The 19582-nt window shown below is 69.4% G+C and carries 14 protein-coding genes; 6 read left to right on the forward strand and 8 right to left on the reverse strand.

The features are described 5' to 3' along the window. Positions 1 to 8: 8 nt before the first annotated feature. From IFSED24_RS08250 to IFSED24_RS08260, 3 genes are all read right to left on the reverse strand, one after another. A complete protein-coding gene (locus tag IFSED24_RS08250) occupies positions 9 to 3329 on the reverse strand; it encodes a S41 family peptidase (RefSeq protein WP_491334740.1) in 3321 nt (1106 codons plus the stop codon). An 80-nt stretch (positions 3330 to 3409) separates the two neighbouring features. Then, positions 3410 to 5173: a DUF6541 family protein gene (locus IFSED24_RS08255; protein WP_491334741.1), complete on the reverse strand. Its 1764-nt coding sequence runs from the start codon at positions 5171 to 5173 to the stop codon at positions 3410 to 3412. Positions 5174 to 5258: 85 nt separating this feature from the next. Continuing rightward, positions 5259 to 6461 carry a bacteriohemerythrin gene (locus IFSED24_RS08260; RefSeq protein ID WP_491334742.1) on the reverse strand — a complete coding sequence of 401 codons (1203 nt, stop codon included), beginning with the start codon at positions 6459 to 6461 and terminating at the stop codon, positions 5259 to 5261. Between the two features lie 171 nt (positions 6462 to 6632). Here IFSED24_RS08260 and IFSED24_RS08265 point away from each other — a divergent pair, with 171 nt between their 5' ends. Genes IFSED24_RS08265 through IFSED24_RS08280 form a run of 4 tightly spaced genes read left to right on the forward strand, consistent with a single transcriptional unit; the run spans position 6633 to position 9933 of the window. Next, positions 6633 to 7184, forward strand: coding sequence for an RNA polymerase sigma factor (locus IFSED24_RS08265; protein ID WP_491334743.1), 552 nt, complete (start codon positions 6633 to 6635; stop codon positions 7182 to 7184). Continuing rightward, positions 7181 to 7822, forward strand: coding sequence for a hypothetical protein (locus IFSED24_RS08270; RefSeq protein ID WP_491334744.1), 642 nt, complete (start codon positions 7181 to 7183; stop codon positions 7820 to 7822). Before IFSED24_RS08265 ends, IFSED24_RS08270 begins: the two co-directional genes overlap by 4 nt. A gap of 36 nt (positions 7823 to 7858) precedes the next feature. Next, positions 7859 to 9160 (forward strand): HEAT repeat domain-containing protein, encoded by a 1302-nt coding sequence (locus IFSED24_RS08275; protein WP_491334745.1) that lies wholly within the window; start codon positions 7859 to 7861, stop codon positions 9158 to 9160. A gap of 11 nt (positions 9161 to 9171) precedes the next feature. Further along, positions 9172 to 9933 carry a HEAT repeat domain-containing protein gene (locus tag IFSED24_RS08280; RefSeq protein ID WP_491334746.1) on the forward strand — a complete coding sequence of 254 codons (762 nt, stop codon included), beginning with the start codon at positions 9172 to 9174 and terminating at the stop codon, positions 9931 to 9933. 73 nt (positions 9934 to 10006) lie between these two features. Here the strand turns inward: IFSED24_RS08280 and IFSED24_RS08285 are convergent, their stop codons facing one another. Beyond that, complete coding sequence (locus IFSED24_RS08285; protein ID WP_491334747.1) at positions 10007 to 10573, reverse strand: cytochrome c family protein; 567 nt, start codon at positions 10571 to 10573, stop codon at positions 10007 to 10009. 101 nt (positions 10574 to 10674) lie between these two features. Next, positions 10675 to 13212: a cytochrome b/b6 domain-containing protein gene (locus IFSED24_RS08290; RefSeq protein WP_491334748.1), complete on the reverse strand. Its 2538-nt coding sequence runs from the start codon at positions 13210 to 13212 to the stop codon at positions 10675 to 10677. 455 nt (positions 13213 to 13667) lie between these two features. Between IFSED24_RS08290 and IFSED24_RS08295 the strand changes: the two genes are divergently transcribed. Beyond that, positions 13668 to 14144: a nucleoside deaminase gene (locus IFSED24_RS08295; RefSeq protein ID WP_491334749.1), complete on the forward strand. Its 477-nt coding sequence runs from the start codon at positions 13668 to 13670 to the stop codon at positions 14142 to 14144. Between the two features lie 19 nt (positions 14145 to 14163). Here the strand turns inward: IFSED24_RS08295 and IFSED24_RS08300 are convergent, their stop codons facing one another. Continuing rightward, complete coding sequence (locus IFSED24_RS08300) at positions 14164 to 14928, reverse strand: slipin family protein (RefSeq protein WP_491334750.1); 765 nt, start codon at positions 14926 to 14928, stop codon at positions 14164 to 14166. Between the two features lie 33 nt (positions 14929 to 14961). Continuing rightward, positions 14962 to 16290 carry an NfeD family protein gene (locus IFSED24_RS08305; RefSeq protein ID WP_491334751.1) on the reverse strand — a complete coding sequence of 443 codons (1329 nt, stop codon included), beginning with the start codon at positions 16288 to 16290 and terminating at the stop codon, positions 14962 to 14964. A 170-nt stretch (positions 16291 to 16460) separates the two neighbouring features. Between IFSED24_RS08305 and IFSED24_RS08310 the strand changes: the two genes are divergently transcribed. Beyond that, a complete protein-coding gene (locus IFSED24_RS08310) occupies positions 16461 to 17894 on the forward strand; it encodes a 2-oxoadipate dioxygenase/decarboxylase family protein (RefSeq protein WP_491334752.1) in 1434 nt (477 codons plus the stop codon). Here the strand turns inward: IFSED24_RS08310 and IFSED24_RS08315 are convergent. Then, positions 17891 to 19435, reverse strand: coding sequence for an FAD-binding oxidoreductase (locus tag IFSED24_RS08315; protein WP_491334753.1), 1545 nt, complete (start codon positions 19433 to 19435; stop codon positions 17891 to 17893). The two genes, IFSED24_RS08310 and IFSED24_RS08315, sit on opposite strands and share 4 nt — an antisense overlap. Positions 19436 to 19582 lie beyond the last annotated feature (147 nt).

A 19582-nucleotide genomic window follows, 5' to 3' on the forward strand; every position in this document is an offset into this window, starting at 1 on the left:
CGACGCCGCTATTTCAGCTCGTCCCGATACGCCCGCCGGCTCCGCGACGGCACCTCGCCGAACGCGGGCTCGAGTGGCGGCTCGGCGGCGTGCAGCTTCAGCACCTCGGCGATGCCGCGATCGAGCTGGGCGTCCACCCCGCGCGCCAGGTCCTGGGGCAGGTTGGGCACCTCGATGTCGGGATCGACGCCGTGGTTCTCCACGCCCCAACCCTTCATGACGTCCCACCAGGCGACCACCGGCTGGGTGACCAGGCCGCCGTCCTGGAGCGGGCGCACCGCGTTGATGCCCACCACGCCGCCCCAGCTGCGCATGCCGATCACCGGCGCCAGACCCTCGAGCTGGATGGCCTGCGGGAAGATGTCGCCGTCGCTGCCGGCCATCTGGTTGGTCAGCACCACGAACGGGCCGTTGAGCACGCGGTAGGGGTAGGTGCTGACCGCGCCGTTGCGCGCGCGGTCGAAAGCCAGCAGCGGGCGGCGCAGGCGCTCCACCAGCATCTGGCTGACGAAGCCGCCGCCGTTCCAGCGCACGTCCACCACCAGGCCTTCCTTGTCGAGCTGCGGGTAGAACCACTTGTTGAACGCCACCATGCCGCTGGTGCCCATGTCCGGCACGTGGATGTAGCCGATCTTGCCGTCGGTCTTTGCGGCCACGTACTCGCGGTTGCGGCGGACCCAGTCGGCGTAGCGCAGGCCGCGGTCGCTGCGCAGCGGGGTCAGGAGCACGTCGCGGGCGTTCTCGCCGCCGCGGTCGTCGGCCACCGTGATCAGGATCTGCTTGCCCGCCAGGCCGGCCAGCAGCGCGTGCAGGTTGGGGGCACCGGCCACGGGTTCGCCGTTGACCGCGAGGATGTGGTCGCCCTCGCCGGCGTCCACCCCGGGTTCGTCCAGCGGCGAGCGGACGCGGTCCAGGGGGTCGCCGCGGAGGATGCGCTCGATGCGGTAGCTGTCGCCGTCGCGGGCGAGGTCGGCGCCGAGCAGGCCGGTGGCCACCGTCGGCACCTGCTTGCCCGGATCGCCGCCGAAGACGTAGCTGTGGCTGGTGGAGACCTCGCCGTAGAGCTGGCCCATGAGGTCGCTCAGGTCGGTGCGGCTGGTCAGGCGCGGCAGGAGCCCGGCGTACTGGTCGCCGATCTCGGGCCAGTCGAGGCCGCCCATGTCGGCGTCCCAGTAGAACGACCGCATCTGCCGCCAGGCCTCCCAGTAGACCTGGCGCCACTCGTCGCGCGGCTCGAGCTCCACCACCGCGTCGCTGAGGTCGACCTTGCCCTTGGCCAGGGCCTCGCCGGGCGGCGCGGCCGCGTCGACCACGAAGATCTCGCCGCGGTTCTTCATCACCGCGATCTTGCCCGCGCCCGCCTCCAGGTCGTAGGCCGAGATGCCGGCGACGAAGGTCTGGGCCTCGCGGTCCTCCAGGCTGTAGGCCATGAGCACGGCCTGCGGCGGGGTCTCGGCGAAGAAGTCGCCGCCCTCGGCCATGCCCTGCAGCGGGTTGGCCACGTAGAAGAGGTGGGTCGCGGTGGCGGCGGTGCCGAAGTAGTTGCCGCGGTCGACGGGCAGCTCCACCACGCGTTCGATGATGCGGTCGAAGTCGATCTCCACGGGCGTGGGCTCCTCCTCGTCCGCGTCCTCGCCTGCGGCCTCCTCGTCATCCTTCTTCTCGTCGTCGGCCTTCTCGTCGTCCTCCTCATCGGCCGGCGGCAGGCCGTCGCCACGCCGCAGCGGGCTCTCCACGTCGGGCCGCAAGAGCAGCGCGTACAGCTTCTCGCTCTTGGGCTCGATGTTGGTCAGGTCGGGCCCGCCGAGCATGGGGTTGGTGGCGCGCGCCGAGATGTAGTAGAGGTAGCGGCCGTCGGGATCCCAGCTCGGGCTGAAGTCCTCGGTCCAGCGGCCGGAGACCTGGTGGGTCTCGTCGTCCTCGGTGTCGTAGACGAAGATCGACCGGAAGTCGTTGGCCAGGGTCTTGACGTAGGCCAGCCAGCGGCCGTCCGGGCTCCAGGCCAGGCCGCGCAGCGGGCCGTACGCTCCATTGTCGGCCTCGCGCTCGCCGCCGCCGCCCGACTTCATCACCCGCAGGGCGTTGTCGCTGTCGGTCCAGGCGAGCCAGTCGCCGTCGGGCGAGGGGTACAGGTCGAGGGGCCAGGGACCGGCCTCGGCCTTCCGTCTGATCTCGGCCTCGCCACGGCCCCAGGCGTCCTTCTCGTGGAGCGCGTCCTCGCCGGTGGCATCCGTCCAGTAGAACACGCGCTTGCCCTCGTGGCCGAAGGCGGCGGCGCGCTCGCGGGCGCCGGTGCCGCGGGTGATGGGCAGGGTCACGCCTTCCTTGACCGGCACCGAGAAGAGCTCGCCGCGGACCTCGGCCAGCAGCCGCTCGCCGTCGGGCGAGAGATCGAAGCCCTGCAGGTCGCGGCCCGAGGCGCGGTAGCGGGTCCGGGTGAGCACGCGGTCGCTGGGCAGGTCCACGGCCACGGTTGCGGAGCGGCCGGTGCCGAGGTCGAGGACGTGGATGTCGGCGCCGGCGGTGAACACCACCTGGCCATCGGGCCCGAGGGCGGGATAGCGGGCGTCCCACTCGTCTAGATCGGTGAGGCGCTCGCGGCCGGTGCCGTCGGCGTCCATGCGCCAGATGTTGGCGGTGCCGCCCTGGTCGCTGAGGAAGACCAGGCGGCCCTGGTGCCACATGGGGAACGCGTCCATGCCGGTGAAATCGGTGATCTGGCGATAGTCGGCCCGGTCGGGGTGGCCGACCCAGATGTCGGTGGCCCAGCCGCCGCGGTAGCGCTTCCAGGGACGGCGCTCGCGTTCGAAGCGGGTGAAGGCCCACTGGCCGCTGGCCGGATCCACGGCCAGACGGGTGGCGAAGCCCAGGGGCAGCTCCGCGGGGTCGCCACCGGCGGGATCGATGGTGTAGAGGTGCCAGTCGCCGTGAGGATCGTCGCGGTTGCTGCGGAAGAGCACGGTGCCGTCGGCGAGCCAGTCGAGGACCTGGTCGCGGTCGGGATGCCAGGTCAGGCGGCGGGGTTCGCCGCCGGCGGTGGGGATGACGTAGACGTCGGCGTTGCCGTCGTAGGCGCCGGTGAAGGCGATCTGACGACCGTCGGGCGAGAAGTGCGGGTACGACTCCACCCCCACGAAGCTGGTCAGGCGGCGCACATCCCCGCCGTCGCGGTCGCACGACCAGAGGTCGTCCTCGGCGGTGAACACGATGCGGTCGTGGTGGATGTCGGCCTGCTGGACGTAGGGGGCGGTGCCCAGGGCGCTGCTGGCGCCGAGCACCATGACGAGACACGCGAACACGACGGCCCGCGGTGGCATGAAGCGAAACATGGGGACCTCCTGGTGACGGCTGGCTCCGAACCCACGCAATACGATGATCTTGCGGACATGTTTCTCGAGCGTGGCCGCGGTCAGGGCAGCAAGATCACCTGGGCCGTTCCCTGGGGGTCCCGGGCGGTGAAGACGACCTCGCCCGCAGCCGGCTGCGGCCGCTGGCGCGGACGGTCGTTGTAGGTGCGGGCGCCCACGAAGGCGTAGCGCGGCGGCCATCCGGCCAGGACCGCACGGGCCTCGTCCATCCAGATCGGGTTGAGCTGGGGCGCGGTGTGCGGCAGGCCGGCCAGGGCCGGCACGTACTGGCCGGCATCGAAGTACTCGGTCTCGACCAGGCTGCCGGGCTCGGCGTGGGCCGCCAGCCAGGCCAGCGCCTCGCGGTCGGCCGTGGTGACGTACTGGCCGCCGCGCAGCGCGTGGTGGTAGTAATACTGGTGCTTGGCGCCAGCGACGGCCACCAGCGCCACGAGCAGCACGCCCGCGGCCAGACGTCGGCTCCGGCGGACATCGGTCCGCAGCGTGGTCCCGGCGGCGTCCAGCCAGCACCGGACCGGCCAGGCCAGGGCCGGCAGGGCGAAGAGCATGACGCGCTCGGGAACCAGCGTCGTGGACAGCGGGAGCAACTGCCGCGAGGCCAGCCACGCCAGCATTTCGAGGCCGGCCACCGTCACGATCGCCAGCCCGAGGCTGCGCCCACGGTCACGAACGACCAGCAGCAAACCCAGCAGCGCCACCACCGCCAGCGCGGTGTCGCCATAGGCGCCGACCACGTGGCGCAGCGCCCCGGTCAGGCCCGGACCGGGTGCGTGGGGTGGGATCTTCATGTTGGCGACCACCCAGGCCCGCTCACCGCTCGACAGATCCGTGTGCAGGAGATCGGGCAATAGCGGCGCCAGGAGCACCGCCAGCGCCAGGACGCCGGGCCAGATCGTGCGCCCATGGTCCCGGGTCAGGGACCGGTGCCGGGCAAGGAAGACCAGCACCACGACCATGGCACCGATGGCCGTCATCACCGCGGCAGTGGGATGGGTCAGGGCCGCGGCCGCCGCCAGCAGCGCGGCCTCGAGCCAGGTCCGCCGGGCGGGCCGCCCGAGCGCGTCGTGCAGCCGCCGCAGAGCCACCAGGCCGAACGCGCTGCCGAGCACACACGGATTCCCGCCCCAACTCACGTATTGCTGGGGGTTGCGGGAGAGCCAGACCGTGAGGACGGCCGCCGCCAGCGCCACGCGGTCGACCCCGGGACCGCGCCGGATCGCCAGGTAGACCGCCACCGCGAAGAAGGCCTGTGTCAGGGCGGCCAGGGCGATGCCGGCGGTGGCCAGATCCTGCCAGACACGCGCCGTCAGCGCCACGAGCGCGTGGAAGCCCAGCGGATAGAGGCCAAAGGACACGCCGGGCAGGAAGGGATCCTGGGTCGTGGGGATCGCCACACCGTCGATAAGCAACCGCGCGAAGCCCAGGTGCATGCCCATGTCGATGCCCGAAGGCGCGGCGAGGCCGAGGTGCGGCGCCCAGTAGATCCCCGCCGCGAGCAGCAGCCATCCGGCCGGCGCCAGCAGCCAGCGCCCGCGGTCCTCGCGGTCGCGCCAGAGCATCGCCGCCAGCCAGGCCAGCGAGACCGCGGCCGCCAGGAACCAGAAGGCTTGCCAGGGGAGCCGGGTCAGGCGCAGCCACGGCAGGATCAGGGCCGGGGCGGCCAGGGCCAGCGGCAGCGTCGCCAGCCCGTCCCCCTCTTCAGCGCGGCCGCGCACGAGCAGCCGCCCCAGCAGCAAGCCGGGCGCCAGCCAGGGCAGCGGGAGCACGAGACAGAGCAGCACGACGATGCGCAGCGGACGGGGCATGGACGGGAACCTGCCGGGTCATGACGAGAAGGGCCGGACCGCACCAGAGTATGGCACCGCCCGGCCCTGACCAAGCCTGGATTGCTCAACCGACCGGCACGGCCACATCCCCGGCAGCCCAGCCGACCGTCTGGTCACCGGCCCGGTAGCGCCCGTACTCGGCGTCCTCTCCCTGGATATGGCGCACCAGCCAGGTGCGCAGGAAGAGGAGCAGATCCAGGACGACCCCGGACTGGCCGGCGTCGAATCGGCGCCGCAGCTCGGTATACCGCGCCAGCAAGGCCGCGTGGAGCTTCTGGTGTTCCGCCAGGCCGGGGTAGCCGAGCTGCGCCAGGTACTGCTCCTCGCTGCGGAAATGGCCGGCGGTGTATTCGCCGAGGCCGTCGAGGACCGCGCCCACCTGGCCGGGTTCGTCGGCACGGAAGGCATCGTAGAGCTGGTTCAGGAGCAGCACGAGCTGGCGGTGCTGCCGGTCCATGGCCGGCACGCCGATGCTCAGGTCGCCGTCCCAGCGCAGGAACTCGAGCGAATCGTCGGTGAGCATGGCCAGGACGCGCGCCATGCTGTTGAGGTCGAGAGCATCGTCCTCGAGATGGAGGGTCGCTTCCTTCTGCTGGTTGGTGATGACGGAGTCGTGTTCCATGTCCCGGACCGCGGCATCCACAGCGCCGTGGACGGTCTGCGCGCTGGTGACGGTGTCGTCGATGGCGGTCTCCAGCTCGGCGAAGGTCGACTCCGCCTGCTGCGCACCCTCGCGGCCGGACGCGATCTGCCTGGTGCACTCCTCCATCAGGCGCACGATCTCGGTGGCCGCTTCGCCGCTGCGGTTGGCCAGTTCCTTGACCTCGGCCGCCACCACCGCGAAGCCCCGGCCGGCCTCGCCGGCGCGGGCGGCCTCCACCGTGGCGTTCAAGGCGAGCAGGTTGGTGCGCATGGCGATCTCGGAGATCACACCGAGCGCCCTGGTCATCTCGGTGAAGCTGGCCTCGATGGCGTCCATGCCGCCGGCGGTGGTGTCCAGTGCCTCGTGGCCACGGCGGGCGGTCTGGCGGGCTGCCTGGGCCTGGCCGTCCATCTGCCGCACCTGCTCGCCGACCCGGCGCATCTCGGCGGCGAGCTGGTCGAACGACTTGGCCAGCCGGATGTTGCCGTCGCCCACCTTCTTGACCTGGTTGAAGACGTCGATGGTGGTCTGATCGAGTCGCGAACTGGCGCTGCGGACCTGGTTGAAGAGATTCTGGAACTGCCGGTCGGATCTGGCGTCCGCTGGGCGACGTCGGAACAGCATCGGTACCCCCTGAACAGCTTGGTGTCTGCGCGATCTGCCGTGCATTCTGCATCGGCCCCGGAGCCACCGACCTGAACCGCAAACTCGGCATCCGGAAAAAACCGCGAACCTTTTGGGGCCGGAGACAGTCAGAATCGACGAAGGAAGGTAACCCGAGCCCCGAGGACTCCCGTGAGCGAACTCCAGCTCATCGCCCGCGCCCGCCAGGGCGACCCCGCCGCCGAGCGGGCCATCTACGACACCCACGTCGACCGGGTGTTCCGGCTAGCTTACCGCATGACCGGCGACCAGAGCCTGGCCGAGGACCTCACCCAGGAGACCTTCCTCAAGGCGTTCGGCAGCCTGGCCGCGTTCCGGGGCGAGGCGGCGCTGTCGACCTGGTTGCACGCCATCGCCATGCGCACCGTGCTCAGCGGCCTGCGCAAGGTCCGCCGCCTCCGCGATCGGGAAGCGGACCTGGAACTCCTGCCCGAGGTGTCCGCGCCGCCGTGCCGCGACGCCGAGCTGCGCTTCCTGCTCGACGAGGCCATCGACACGCTGCCCGAGGACCTGCGCCTGGTCTTCCTGATGCACGACGTGGAGGGCTTCAAGCACCACGAGATCGCCGCCGGCCTGGACACCACCACCGGCACCAGCAAATCCCGCCTGCACCGGGCCCGCGCCGCGCTGCGCGACTACCTGGCCCGTTACGGCATCGACCTCGCCGAGGAGAACGCGTCATGACCATGGAGCGCTGGGAGCGCAATCTCGCCGACGCCGCCCGCGGCTACAACGACCCGCCCGCCACGCCCCGCGACCGCATGTGGGAGCGGCTGCAGACCGCCCGCGCGCCGCGACCGCGACCCGCGGCCCCCTGGTGGGCGCGCCGCCAGGTGCTCTGGCCCGCCGCCGTGGTGGCCGCCCTGCTGGTGGGGGTGACCGCCGGCCGCCTCACCCACCGCCCGGAGCCGGCGCCCGGGCCCTCGCCGGTCGCGGCTGTCGCCGCGACCCCGGCAGCCGGCAGCACCGCCTACCAGCTGGCGGCCATGCCCATCCTCACGCGCACCGAGACCCTGCTGATGCAGGTCCAGGGCGGCGTGGACCTGACCGCCGGCGAATCCTTCGGCGAGCGCGCCCTGGGCCTGCTGGGCCAGACCCGCCTGCTCCTGGGCTCACCCGCCGCCGACGATCCCCAGTTGAAGGGACTGCTCGAGGACCTCGAGGTCGCCCTGGTGCGGGTCGCCCGGCTGACCGCCAGCCCCCGCGCCATCGAAGACAGCGAGCAGGAACGACAGATCCTGGAGCAGGGTCTGGCCCGCAACGCGGTCCTGCCGCGGCTCCGCGAACAGCTGGCCAATGGACCGGCCACCACCGGCCTCTAGAACGACCGTTCCGGCATCGCAACCAAGGAGAATGCCATGATCCGCAAGCACCACAACCCGCACCGCCTCGGCCTGGTCTGCGTCCTGATCGTGATGATCGCGGTGGTGGCCGGCCCGGTGGCGGCCCAGATCGAGGTCAGTACCCCCATGGCCCGCGGCCACGTCGCCCTGGATCGGGCCCAGTACCGCAACGCCGCCGACCTCTTCCAGCGCGCCGCCGATCAGGCCGACAGCGAGCAGGAGCAGGCCGAGGCGCTGTACTGGCGAGCCTTCGCCCTTTCCCGACTCGAGAGCAAACGCGACCTGCAACGCGCCGCCGAGTCGCTGCTCCAGATCCGCGAACTGTCGCCCGACCCCGAGCTGCTGCGCGAATCGCGCACCCTGGCGGCCCGCGTCAAGGGCGAGCTGGCCCGCCAGGGCGACGCCAACGCGGCGCGGGAACTGGCCGAGATGGCCGAGGAGCAGGACGATCTCGAACTCAAGCTGGCCGCGCTCGAAGCCATGATGCACATGAATCCGGAGAAGGCGCTGCCGGTGCTGACGAAGATCGTGCAGAACCGCGAACCCGGCACGGTGGAGCTGCGGCGCCGGGCCATGTTCCTGATCAGCCAGGGCGGCGCCGAGGGGGCCGAGGACGTGCTCATGGACGCGGCGAAGAACGATCCCGACCCCGAGGTCCGCCAGCAGGCCACGTTCTGGCTCGCCCACATCGATTCGCCGCAGGTGCTCGAGTTCTTCGAGCAGATCATCCGCACCGAGCAGGATCCCGAGGTGCTCGAGGCCGCGCTCTTCGCCATCAGCCAGATGGACAACGCCGCCGCCAACACCATGCTCCGCCAGATCGCCGCCGCCCCGGAGAGCCAGCCCGAGGTGCGGCAGATGGCCATCTTCGGCCTCGGCGTCAACGGCAGCCGCGATGACCGTGCGTTCCTGCGCAGCATCTACGGCGAAGTCGCCGACGAGGAAGCGCGCGAGCACATCCTCCACGCGGTGGCCCAGCACGACGACCCCGGCACCGCCGACTGGCTGGTGGACATCGCCCTGGACGAGGATCAGGGCATGGAGCCGCGCAAGATGGCGCTGTTCTGGGCGGGCCAGCAGGGACTGTTGCCCAGCGACCGCCTCGAGGCCATGTACAGCCAGATCGACGACCGCGAGATGCGCGAGCAGATCATTTTCGTGCTCTCCCAGGACGGCAGCGACGAAGCGGTACGGATCCTCATGGGCATCGCCCGCAACGAGTCCGACCTCGAGCTGCGCAAGCAGGCCATCTTCTGGATCGGGCAGTCGGGCGCCGAGGGCGCCGAGGATCTCCTGCTCGAGATCATCAACAACTGAAGGGAGCCGTCATGACATCGCCCGCCCGTTTCCTGCTCCCGGTCCTGCTGGCGGCGACCTGCGTGGTCGCCGCCCCGGCGGCGGATCTCGCCCAGAACATCCTGGCCGAATCGGGCTGGGTCACCTTCACCTACCCCGCCCGCGAGGGAGTCCATGGCGACGGCCAGCACATCACCATCAACGGCGACGGCATGGTGGTGGAGACCGCGCCCGACGACGGCCTGGTCCACGCCACGCTGCGCGTCCGCGACGGCGCCGTCGACCGGCTCGAACTGCGGGTGGGGCGGCCGGCCGACAGGCACGAGGCCACCGCCCGCGTCGTCGCCGACCCCGATCCCGCCGAGGCCGCCGCGTTCATGCTCCGGCTCGCGCGCGACACCGCCGACGAGGACCTGGGCCACACCGCCGTGGCCGCCGCCGCCATGGCCGACGCCGAGGTCTGGCCCGATCTGGTCTCTCTCGCCCGCGATCGCAGGCGACCGGACGAGGTCCGGGAAGCCGCAATCTTCTGGCTCGGCCTGCAGGCGGGCGAGAAGGTCCGCGGCGAACTGGCCGCCATCATCGACGACGACAGCGAGGAGCTGGACCTACGCGAGCATGCGGTCTTCGCGCTGCACCAGTCGCTCGAGGACGACCCGCGCGTGGTCGACACCCTCAGCCGTATCGCCACCGAGAATCCGCATCCCCAGATCCGACGGAGCGCGCTGTTCTGGCTCGCGCAACACGACGAGCCCGAGGTCGTCGATCTCTTCGAGCGGATCCTCCTCGACTGACGCCGCCTCCCGACGGAAAACGAGCGCGCCGCCCGGAGGCGGCGCGCTCTCTATCGTTCGGCGATGACGGCTACTACTTGTAGGTCGCCAGATGTTCCTCGGGGATGGGATGCGCGATCTTCTTGACGGCCTCGGCGTAGTCGAAGCCCTTGAACGTGGGGCTCTCCTCGTTGTGGCAGCCCACGCACAGCGCCTCGTCGGGAGTGACCAGGCCCACCGTGGCCCCGTCGATCTCGCCCGCCGTGATCGCCTTCATGGTCTTCATGGACTGGTACTCGCCGCCGGCACCGTGGCAGGACTCGCAGCTGACGCCCTCGGTCATGTCGTACTTCTTGCCGAGCAGCGCGGCATCGACGCCGAACGCGGTGACGTGGCACTTCAGGCACTCGCCGGCCTTCTGCGGATCGGCGATGCCCCGCTCCTTGGCGATGGCCAGGGAGGCCTCGCCGGCCAGGACCTCGAAGGCCTTGGCGTGGGAGCCCGCGGCCCAGATGTCGTACTGCTTGCCCGACTTTTCCTTGTTGTGGCACATCTTGCACTTGCCGGCACCGGTGAACTCGATATCGGCGGCGCTCACCGCGACCGTCGCCACCAGCAGGAAGCTCATGGCGCCCAGCAAGATCAGGAACCGCTTGGTCATGACAACACTCTCCTCGCTTGGTTGGAACCATCCCAGCGACCGAAGATTAGCGCATCTCGATCGCCTTGTCACTAGCGAGACGGGCCTGGGCCCGCCCCGGCCTATTCGGGTTTCTGGATGGCCGCGTCGCCATCCTCCTCGTACTCGTCCGGGTGCATGGTCTTCCACTCGTGGGCGGGCATCCGACCGTCGAGCCAGATGGTGCTCATGGGGTACTCCGACGGCATGAAAATGACGTAGAAGAAATGCCAGATGATGATGGCGCTCACCGCCAGGATCGCCTCGTAGTAATGGACGACCTCGGCCACCCGCACCACCCAGGCGGGCGACCAGCTGGTGACGAAGGCCGGGAACCAGAGGATCGCCCCGGTGATGGCCATGACGACGGTGCCCCAGATCACGGCCCAGTACTCGGCCTTCTGCGTGTAGTCGAAGCGGTGGAACTTCGGGCGTTCCTTCCGCAGCCCCAGATGGAAGGCCATGTTCTGGGGGAACTCGACGAAGTCGCGCAGCTTGGGCGCGATGGCGCTCACGTTCATGCGGCCCCGCCGCGTGAACATGATCCAGAACAGGTGGTAGAAGCTGGCCACGGTCAGGATCACAGCCAGCGCCCGGTGCAGTGTGGCCCGGAGCGCCTCGTTGCCGCCCAGACCGATGAGGTTGACCCACCAGACATCGGGCATACGCAGCGCGAACCCGGTGATGGCCAGGCCGGAGAACGAGAGCAGCAGCACCAGATGCTGCACGCGCTCGACCCGGCGCCAGCGCACCACGTAATCCTCGCTCCGGCGATGCAGGCGGTGGCGGATGATCTCGTAGCGCGCCACGATGATGTTGTGGATCGCCATGCCGCCGAGCACCACGCTGATCAGGATGATGTAGATGAGCTTGGCCCACTCGTGGGGGCCGCGGGCCGCCAGGGCGCTGGCGTGGGTGTAGCTCCGGGCGAACGTCTCGTTGGAGCCCGTGTGACACCGGCCGCAGGTGGCCGTCACGTTGTCCTGATGCACCGCCGAGGCAGGGTCCATCGGACTGCGGATCTCGTGGGTGTTGTGGCAGTCGATGCAGGTGGCCACCAGGCCGCCCCCGTGCTCGATGACCCAGCCGTGGTAGCTGTCCAGGTAGCTCTCCACCACGCCGGCGGTGATGCCGTACTTGGAGACCAGTTCGGGGTCGGTGTGGCAATCGCCGCAGACCTCGCGGGCCAGCCGATCCGGCCGGGACAGCGCCTCGGGATCGTCCTTGCTGCGCGTCAGGTGCTCGTCGTGGCAGTCGGTGCAGGTGGGCGCGTCGGCGATACCGATGGCCAGGGCCTGACCGTGGATCGAATCCTGGTACTCCTGCATGGCCTGCTCGTGGCACTTGCCGCAGGTCTGGGCGATGTGCACACGGTTGATCCCCGAGTCGGCGTTCTGGGCGTGCTGGAGGTCATGGACGCCATGGCAGTCGGTGCAGCTCGCCGCGTGATGCTTGGCTTCGACATGGCCGTGGACCGACTCCTGGTAGCGCGGCAGGGTGATGGGCAGGCGCACGAAGTTGCCGGTGATCACCGTCTCGTCGCCGTGGCACTTGCCGCACATGTCGGGGATGTTGAGCGGATGGATGGGTGCCTTCTCGTCATCGGCGGCCAGCACGTGGTGGCCGGCGTGGCAATCGGCGCAGGTGGCCGCACCCTCGTTGCCGTGCAGGCGGCCGAAGCGGTGCACGCTGCTACGGTAGGTCTCCTCCACATCTTCGTGGCAGGTCCCGCAACCGCCGTCGAACCGGCCCACGGCCTCCTCGTCCTTGTGCGTGCTGTGGCACGAGAGGCAGGTCATGTCGCCGTCGGCCAGCAGGTCCTCGTGGACCGAACCTGCGAACTGCGCCTGCTCGGCCGCGTGGCACTGGTTGCAGGCCTGGGTCACCCGTTCGGACATGTGGGGCTTGTGGGTCTTGTGGACGTCGTGGCAGGAGGCGCAGTTCATGGCCTCGGGCAGCTTCTCGGCGATGGCGGCATGGCCGCCGCGCTGGACATCGGCCATGGCGCCGGTGTGGCATTGTTCACAGAGACCGTTCACCGCGCCGGCCGCTGGCGGCAAGCCGGGACCGTGCGACTGATGGCAGGTGATGCAGCCGGGCTTGTCACCCAGGCGGCCCGAACTCGCCGCGTGTACGCCGGAATCGTAGAGACCCGTCTCTTCGGTGTGGCACTTGCGGCAGGCATCCTCGGCCACCGAACGGTCCAGGCCGTGCATGCGATGGGGGTCGCCGTTGGTGCCGTGGCAGTTGACGCAATCGGGTGCGCGGCGGTTCCCCGCGTACAGCGCCTTGTAATGGAAGTTCTGATGGAAGCTCGCGACCGCCTCGTCGTGACAGTCCGCACAATTCACCCGCGCGTAGTTCTCGAAATGGGGCACGTCCTCGAAATCAGCGGGCTGACTGTGGCAATCGACGCACTCGAGGTCCCCGTGGACGCTCTCGGCGAACCGGGCGGCCTCGAGGCCGATCTTCTTTCCGTCGGCGTTCTCGAGATCCAGGTCCTCGTGGCACATCAGGCAGGTCTCGTTGTCGGTCTGGGCCAGGGCCGGCAGGGTGAGCCATGCCAAGAGCAGAACGACCAGGACCAGGCAGCGAGGACATTCATCGTGCAACCGGCTCATGAGCACTCCTCGAATCGATGCGAGATCTGGCGGCATTGGCGGATCCACGATAACACCCATCGTTTTGGAAATGAAGACCTAAATGTTTTGTTCCCTGCAACTTAGCTGCTTTTAACGAACACGAATACTGTTTTCATTTTTGACAAATCGAGTCAATTTGTATCCCGATTAATGAAACGCCTAATATTTCATGATTTCGCGATTTGTTGACAATCGCCCCTCATGCTGGACCAGACATCCACTCCCCCTTCCCTGCCCGGACGACGCTCTGAACAATCCCGATATTCGGCTCAGCCAGTTGCGTTGCCGTCCCTTCCCGCAGGGCAATTCGCCATGAACGACCTGGCCCAAGCGATGGGCGACCGGTCCGTACGCAGCCTAGTCCTTGCCTGCCGAGCCGATTCCCCCGTACCATTCGGCTCCAGCGACAACGGCGAAGCCAGGAAGGACCCGACATGGACACCGACCGCCAGCGATTCATGAGCGAGGCCCTGCAGATCGCCGAGGCCAACGTGGCCACCGGCCGTGGCGGTCCCTTCGGTTGCGTGGTGGTCAAGGAGGGAAAGATCGTCGCCCGGGGCACCAACCTGGTCCTCTGCGCCAACGACCCCACCGCCCACGCCGAGATCGTGGCCATCCGCGAGGCCTGCCGCGTCCTGCACTCGTTCCAGCTCACCGGTTGCGATGTCTACGCCAGCTGCGAACCCTGCCCCATGTGTCTGGGCGCCATCTACTGGGCGCGACCGGACCGGCTGTTCTTCGCCGGCACGCGCGAGGACGCCGCTGCGGTCGGTTTCGACGACTCGCACATCTACGACCAGATCCCGCTGCCCCCGCAGGAGCGCGCGCTGCCCACCGAACGCCTCCCCCATCCCGACGCCCAGCGCCCCTTCGCCGCCTGGGCGGCGCTGGACGATCGGATCGATTACTGACGCTCCACCGGAACCTGGATCACTCGCTCGCCCGCTTCGCTGACGGCTGCAGGAACGGTGTCAGCAGATCCACCGGCAGCGGGAAGATGGTGGTGCTGTTGTTCTCGGCCGCGATCTCGGTGAGCGCCTGCAGGTAGCGCAGCTGCAGCGCCGTTGGGTGTTTCTCGATGATCTGGGCGGCCTCCGAGAGCCGCTGCGACGCCTGGAACTCACCCTCGGCGTGGATCACCTTGGCGCGCCGCTCGCGCTCGGCCTCGGCCTGCTTGGCCATGGCGCGCTTCATCTCCACCGGCAGGTCCACGTCCTTGATCTCGACGGTGGAGATCTTGATGCCCCAGGGGTCGGTGGCCTCGTCGAGGATGGTCTGCATTCGCATGTTGAGCCGGTCGCGCTCGGCGAGCAGCTCGTCGAGTTCGGCCTGCCCCACCACGCTACGCAGCGTGGTCTGGGCGAGCTGGCTGGTGGCGAAGAGGAAGTCCTCCACCTCGATGATGGCCTTCTCGGGCTCCATCACCCGGAAGTAGAGCACCGCGTTGACCCGCACCGAGACGTTGTCCTTGGTGATCACGTCCTGCGGCGCCACGTCCATGGCGATGGTCCGCAGGCTCACCCTGATCATGCGTTCGATGAAGGGCACCAGGATGATCAGGCCGGGCCCGCGGCAACCGACGTAGCGGCCGAGCCGGAAGATCACCCCGCGTTCGTACTCGCGCAGGATGCGCAGCGCGTTGGAGAGCACGATGAGGATCAGGACCAGCAGGGTCCCGGGAAACACGAATGGCATGACCGCTCCTTCCCGTTGGTTGCGCTCGACCCGTCAGGGTCCCGGTTCCAGGGGCCGCACCACGGCCAGGCGACCCCGCACCGCCACCACCTCCACCTGGGCCTCCGCCGCCACCGCGGTCGGAGCCTCGGCATCCCAAATCTCGCCGTGGAAGACCACCTTGCCGCGGGCTGCACCACCGCCGATGGCCTCCACCACGCGGCCGCGCTCGCCGACCAACGCCGCGGGGCCGCTCACCGTGGGCCGCCGCTGGGCGCGCACAACGAGCCAGACGCAGAGCATGAAGAACCCGGCGAACACCGCCAGCGCCGGCACCATGACCCGCAGGCTCACGCGGGCCCAGGGGTCGGGCGAATCGAAGAGCATGAGCGAGCCCAGGACCAGGGCCGTGATGCCGCCGATGGTCAGACCGCCATAACTGGTCACCTTGACCTCCAGGATGAGCAGCACCGTGCCGAGCAGGATCAACGCCATGCCGGCGTAGTTCACCGGCAGCGCCTGGAACGCGAAGAGCGCGAGCAGGATGCAGATCCCGCCCAGGATGCCCGGCACCAGCGAGCCCGGGTTGCTCAATTCGAAGAACAGGCCGTAGATGCCCAGCAGCATGAGCAGGTAGGCCACGTTGGGATCGACGAGGAGCTTGAGCAGGCGCTGGCGCGGGCCCATGGGATGCTCGGTGACGATTGCGCCGGCGAGGTCCAGGGTCTTTTCGCGACCTTCGAGCACCACCACCCGTCCATGGAGGCTGTCGAGCAGTGCCGCCCGGGTCGGCGCCACCACGTCGATCAGACCCGCGGCCAGGGCCTCGTGGGCGGTGACGTTGGCCGCCTCGGTGACCATCCGGCGCGCCAGGTCCTCGTCGCGACCGCGCTCACGCGCCAGCGAGGCGATGTAGGCCGCGGCGTCGTTGTTGACCTTGTGGGCCATGGTGCTGTCCATGCCCGCCCCGCCGAGCTGCACCGGGCTGGCCGAACCGATGTTCGTGCCCGGCGCCATGGCCGCGGCGTGCGCCGCCAGGGTGATGTAGGCCCCAGCCGAGGCGGCGCGGGCCCCCGCCGGCGCCACGTAGACGATCACCGGAACCGGCGAGGCCAGGATCTCCTTGATGATCAGGCGCATGGCGGCGTCGAGGCCGCCGGGCGTGTCGAGCTCCACGACCACGGCGTCGACCGCCTGCTCGGCGGCCTGCTGGAGGCGGGCGGTGAGGAACTCGGCGGTCACCGGGGTGATGGCACCCTCGTAGGGGACGAGGTGGACGCGCGGCGCGGTTCGGGAGGAAGGTTCGCCGGTGGCCGGCGCCTGGGCCGCGGCGATGGCGGTCAGGAACGCCAGGCTGATCACGAGGGGGGCAAAGCGGCGCATGGCGGCCTCCTCGGATACGGACCAGGGATGACCTGAACAAGTTAACCCATCCGGCCCGAACGGGAAATGGGCGATTCCATCGCTCCCTTGCGATCTGACGCGTTCCATCCGTGCTTATGGCGCCATTAGTGGTCATCAGCCCAGCCCCATGCCCGACCGGAGACAGCCCGATGCATAGCCCGACCTTCGTCCGCCCTGCCGACCTGCGGCGCGAATTCTCCCGGCGCCTGTCCACCATGTATGCCGCCGAAGTCCCGCTTTATGGCGACCTGCTCACGGTGGTCAGGCAGGTCAATCGCGAGTACGTCGCCACCCGGCCCGAGCTGGGACTGAGCGAGGACGATGTCGAGAGCCTCAGTGCCGAGCGTCACGGCGCCATCCGGCTCGGCCGCGACGACGAGCTGGCCACCATGGCCCGCTTCTTCGCGGTCCTGGGCATGCAGCCGGTGAACGCCTACGACCTCAGCGCGGCCGGCGCCAAGTCGCAGCCCGTGCTCTCCACCGCGTTCCGGGCGGTCTCGGCCGAGGAGCTGGAGGTGTCGCCATTGCGAGTGTTCTGCTCGCTGCTGCGACCCGACGATGAGCGCTTCTTCGACGACGCCGATCTGCGACGCCGGGTGCATGGAGCCCTGGCTCGTCGCAACATCTTCAGCCCGCGGTTGCTCGCCTTGCTGGACGTCGCCGAAACCCTGGACGGTCTCGATCATCAGCAGGCCGAGGCGTTCCTGGACGCGGGCCTCGAGCTGTTCCGCTGGAGCGGTCAGGCCACCGACCGCGCGCTCTACGACGAGCTGCGCCGCCAGGGCCTCAACATTGCCGCCGACATCTGCTGCTTCCCGAATCCGCACCTCAATCACCTGACGCCCAACACCCTGGACATCGACGCCGTCCAGGCCCGCATGACCGACCTGCTGACCGGCCAGTTCTCCCATCTGCAAGCCGAGATGAAGGACCACATCGAGGGTCCGCCAAGCCGTCGGATACCCATCCTCCTGCGCCAGACGTCCTACAAGGCCCTCACCGAGACCGTTCACTTCGACGGGGCGATGGTCGGCGCCCACACGGCCCGGTTCGGCGAGATCGAGCAGCGGGGACTGGCGCTCACCCCGGCCGGGCGGCGCCGTTACGACGAGGCGCTGGCGACGCTGGAATCCAGCTGGCAGCAAGGGACTCCCGTCGACCCCACCGCGGTGTTCGCCAGCCTGCCCGACGACCTGGACGCCCTGCGCCACCAGCAGCTGGCCTTCTTCGACTATGCGGTGACGGCGGCGGGGGCGGCCGTCACGGCCGACCAGCGACCCGACGACCTCGAGCAACTCCTCGCCCTTGGTCACGTCCAGGCCCGACCCATCCGCTACGAGGATTTCCTGCCGGTGAGCGCAGCGGGCATCTTCGCCTCGAACCTGCGCCAGTCGGGGGCACGGCACCAGGGCGAGAGCCCGCACTCGCAAGCAATGCTGGAGGCGATCCTGGGCCGACCGGTGCTGGATGGCACGGCCATCTATGCGGCGCAGGAAGCGCGGTCGCTGTTGGCGGTCCACGACCAGCTGGGGTTGACGCTCGCACGAGCGGAACGTGAGCGCCTGGAACGGGTGGCGAGCTAGTCGACCGGCGACGCGGCCAGCAGCCGGTCGAAACCGAAGAGCCATGACCCCAGCACGTTGTCTGGATCGCCCCTGCGCTTGAGGGCCAGCATTTCCTGCTGCACGGCGTGCGGCGTGCGCCGCTGCCACTCGTCGGCCCACTTGCTGCCCACCCCGTGCTCGGCCCAGGGCGAGCCACCGAGTTCCTGGACCAGATCGAACACCAGCGTATCGAGGTCGGTCTGGACGCGAGCCAGCGCCTCGGGCGAGGCCGCGATGGCGTGCACATGCAACGCCCCCACCCCAGCATGACCGAACACGCTGAGCTGCAGGTCGGGAAAGCCCTCCGCCACCGTCGCCTCGAGCCGGCTGACCAGCGTGTCGAGCTGTCCCAGAGGCACCACCACGTCGTACGACTGCTTGGGCAGGAGGCGGCTCATCTCCGAACAGGCCTCGCGCAGGTGAAGCAGCCGCGCCGGGTCGTGGTCGAAGTCGACATTGCCCTGTTCGTAGGGTAGATCGCCAGCCAGGCTACGGGCCTCGGCCATGAGGAAGAGGAGCACCTCCTCGACGAAGGCCGAGCCGAACGCCGACGGCGGGGTCGCCTCGTCGGCGGTGATGAGGACCAGCGCGTAGTAAGGCGCCCGCCCCACACCGTCGCGCAATACCAGCTCGGCATGGGCCAACGCGCGATCGAGGGTCTGTCGGCGGATGATCTCGAACAACTCGATGGCCGAACCGGCCCGGTCGAAGCGCGCCGACAGCTGCTCGCGCAGGTGGTTGGCCGTGGCCATGTCGGGAACGGGCAACAAGGCTATCGCCTGGTCACGGGGAATCGGGAACACCTCGTAGGTCACCTCGGTGATGAGGCCGAAGGCGCCCTGGGATCCCACCAGGGATTCGCCGTGAGTGAAGCGGTCACTGCGAATGCGGCATGTATTGGAGTCGGTGGCGGATCGTCGACGCGGAACCGCCTGCGCCACGATCTCCCCGGTGCCCAGCACACCGCGCACGTGCCGCGCGAGGTCGGCCGCGGTACCGTAGCGCACGGCATTGGCCCCGGCCGAACCGTTGGCGGCGCAAGCTCCGGCAGTGGCCGAGCCGGTGGATCCCATGACGATGGGCAGCTTCAGGCCAGCCGGCGCCAGCGCCTCGTTGATGGCGTCGATGGTCAGGCCGGCGCCCACGCGCAGGGTCGTACCGTGCAGGTCGGCAGGGTCGCGGTCGGCCAGATCGGCGAAGGCGTCGGGCTGGACGATCGTGCCGTCGGGCAGCGTGAGTTCACCCAGGCCAGCGAACCGGCGCAGGCTGATGGCCACCCCCTGGGGCCGCTGCGCCTCCACCAGGCCCGACTGTCCCGCGATGGTCACGGTCGGCACGCGATGCCGCCGGAGAGCAGCGACGAGGGACGACAGCTCGGCCTCGGTGGCCGGCTCGAGGAGCAGCTGGAGAGTGCCCGGCCGACCGCGCTCGAGGGTGGCGTAGTCGTCGAGGTCGGTGTCGCGCCAATGGGCGACGGTGGCGGTGAGGGCCTGCTTGATCTCGGGGCTCAACTGGGGCATGACTCGGCTTGGTGGCTGGGGTGGACGCGTCGGGTCGAGAAATGATGGGCACCAGGATAGTCTCGGTTGTGGACGGGCGCGAGTGGTTCGACCTGTTGGAGGCGACAGATCGCGCGACCGCCGGATCTCCACCGCCTCGGCCTTTTC

The sequence above is a fragment of the Candidatus Latescibacter sp. IFSED24 genome (assembly GCF_058273205.1).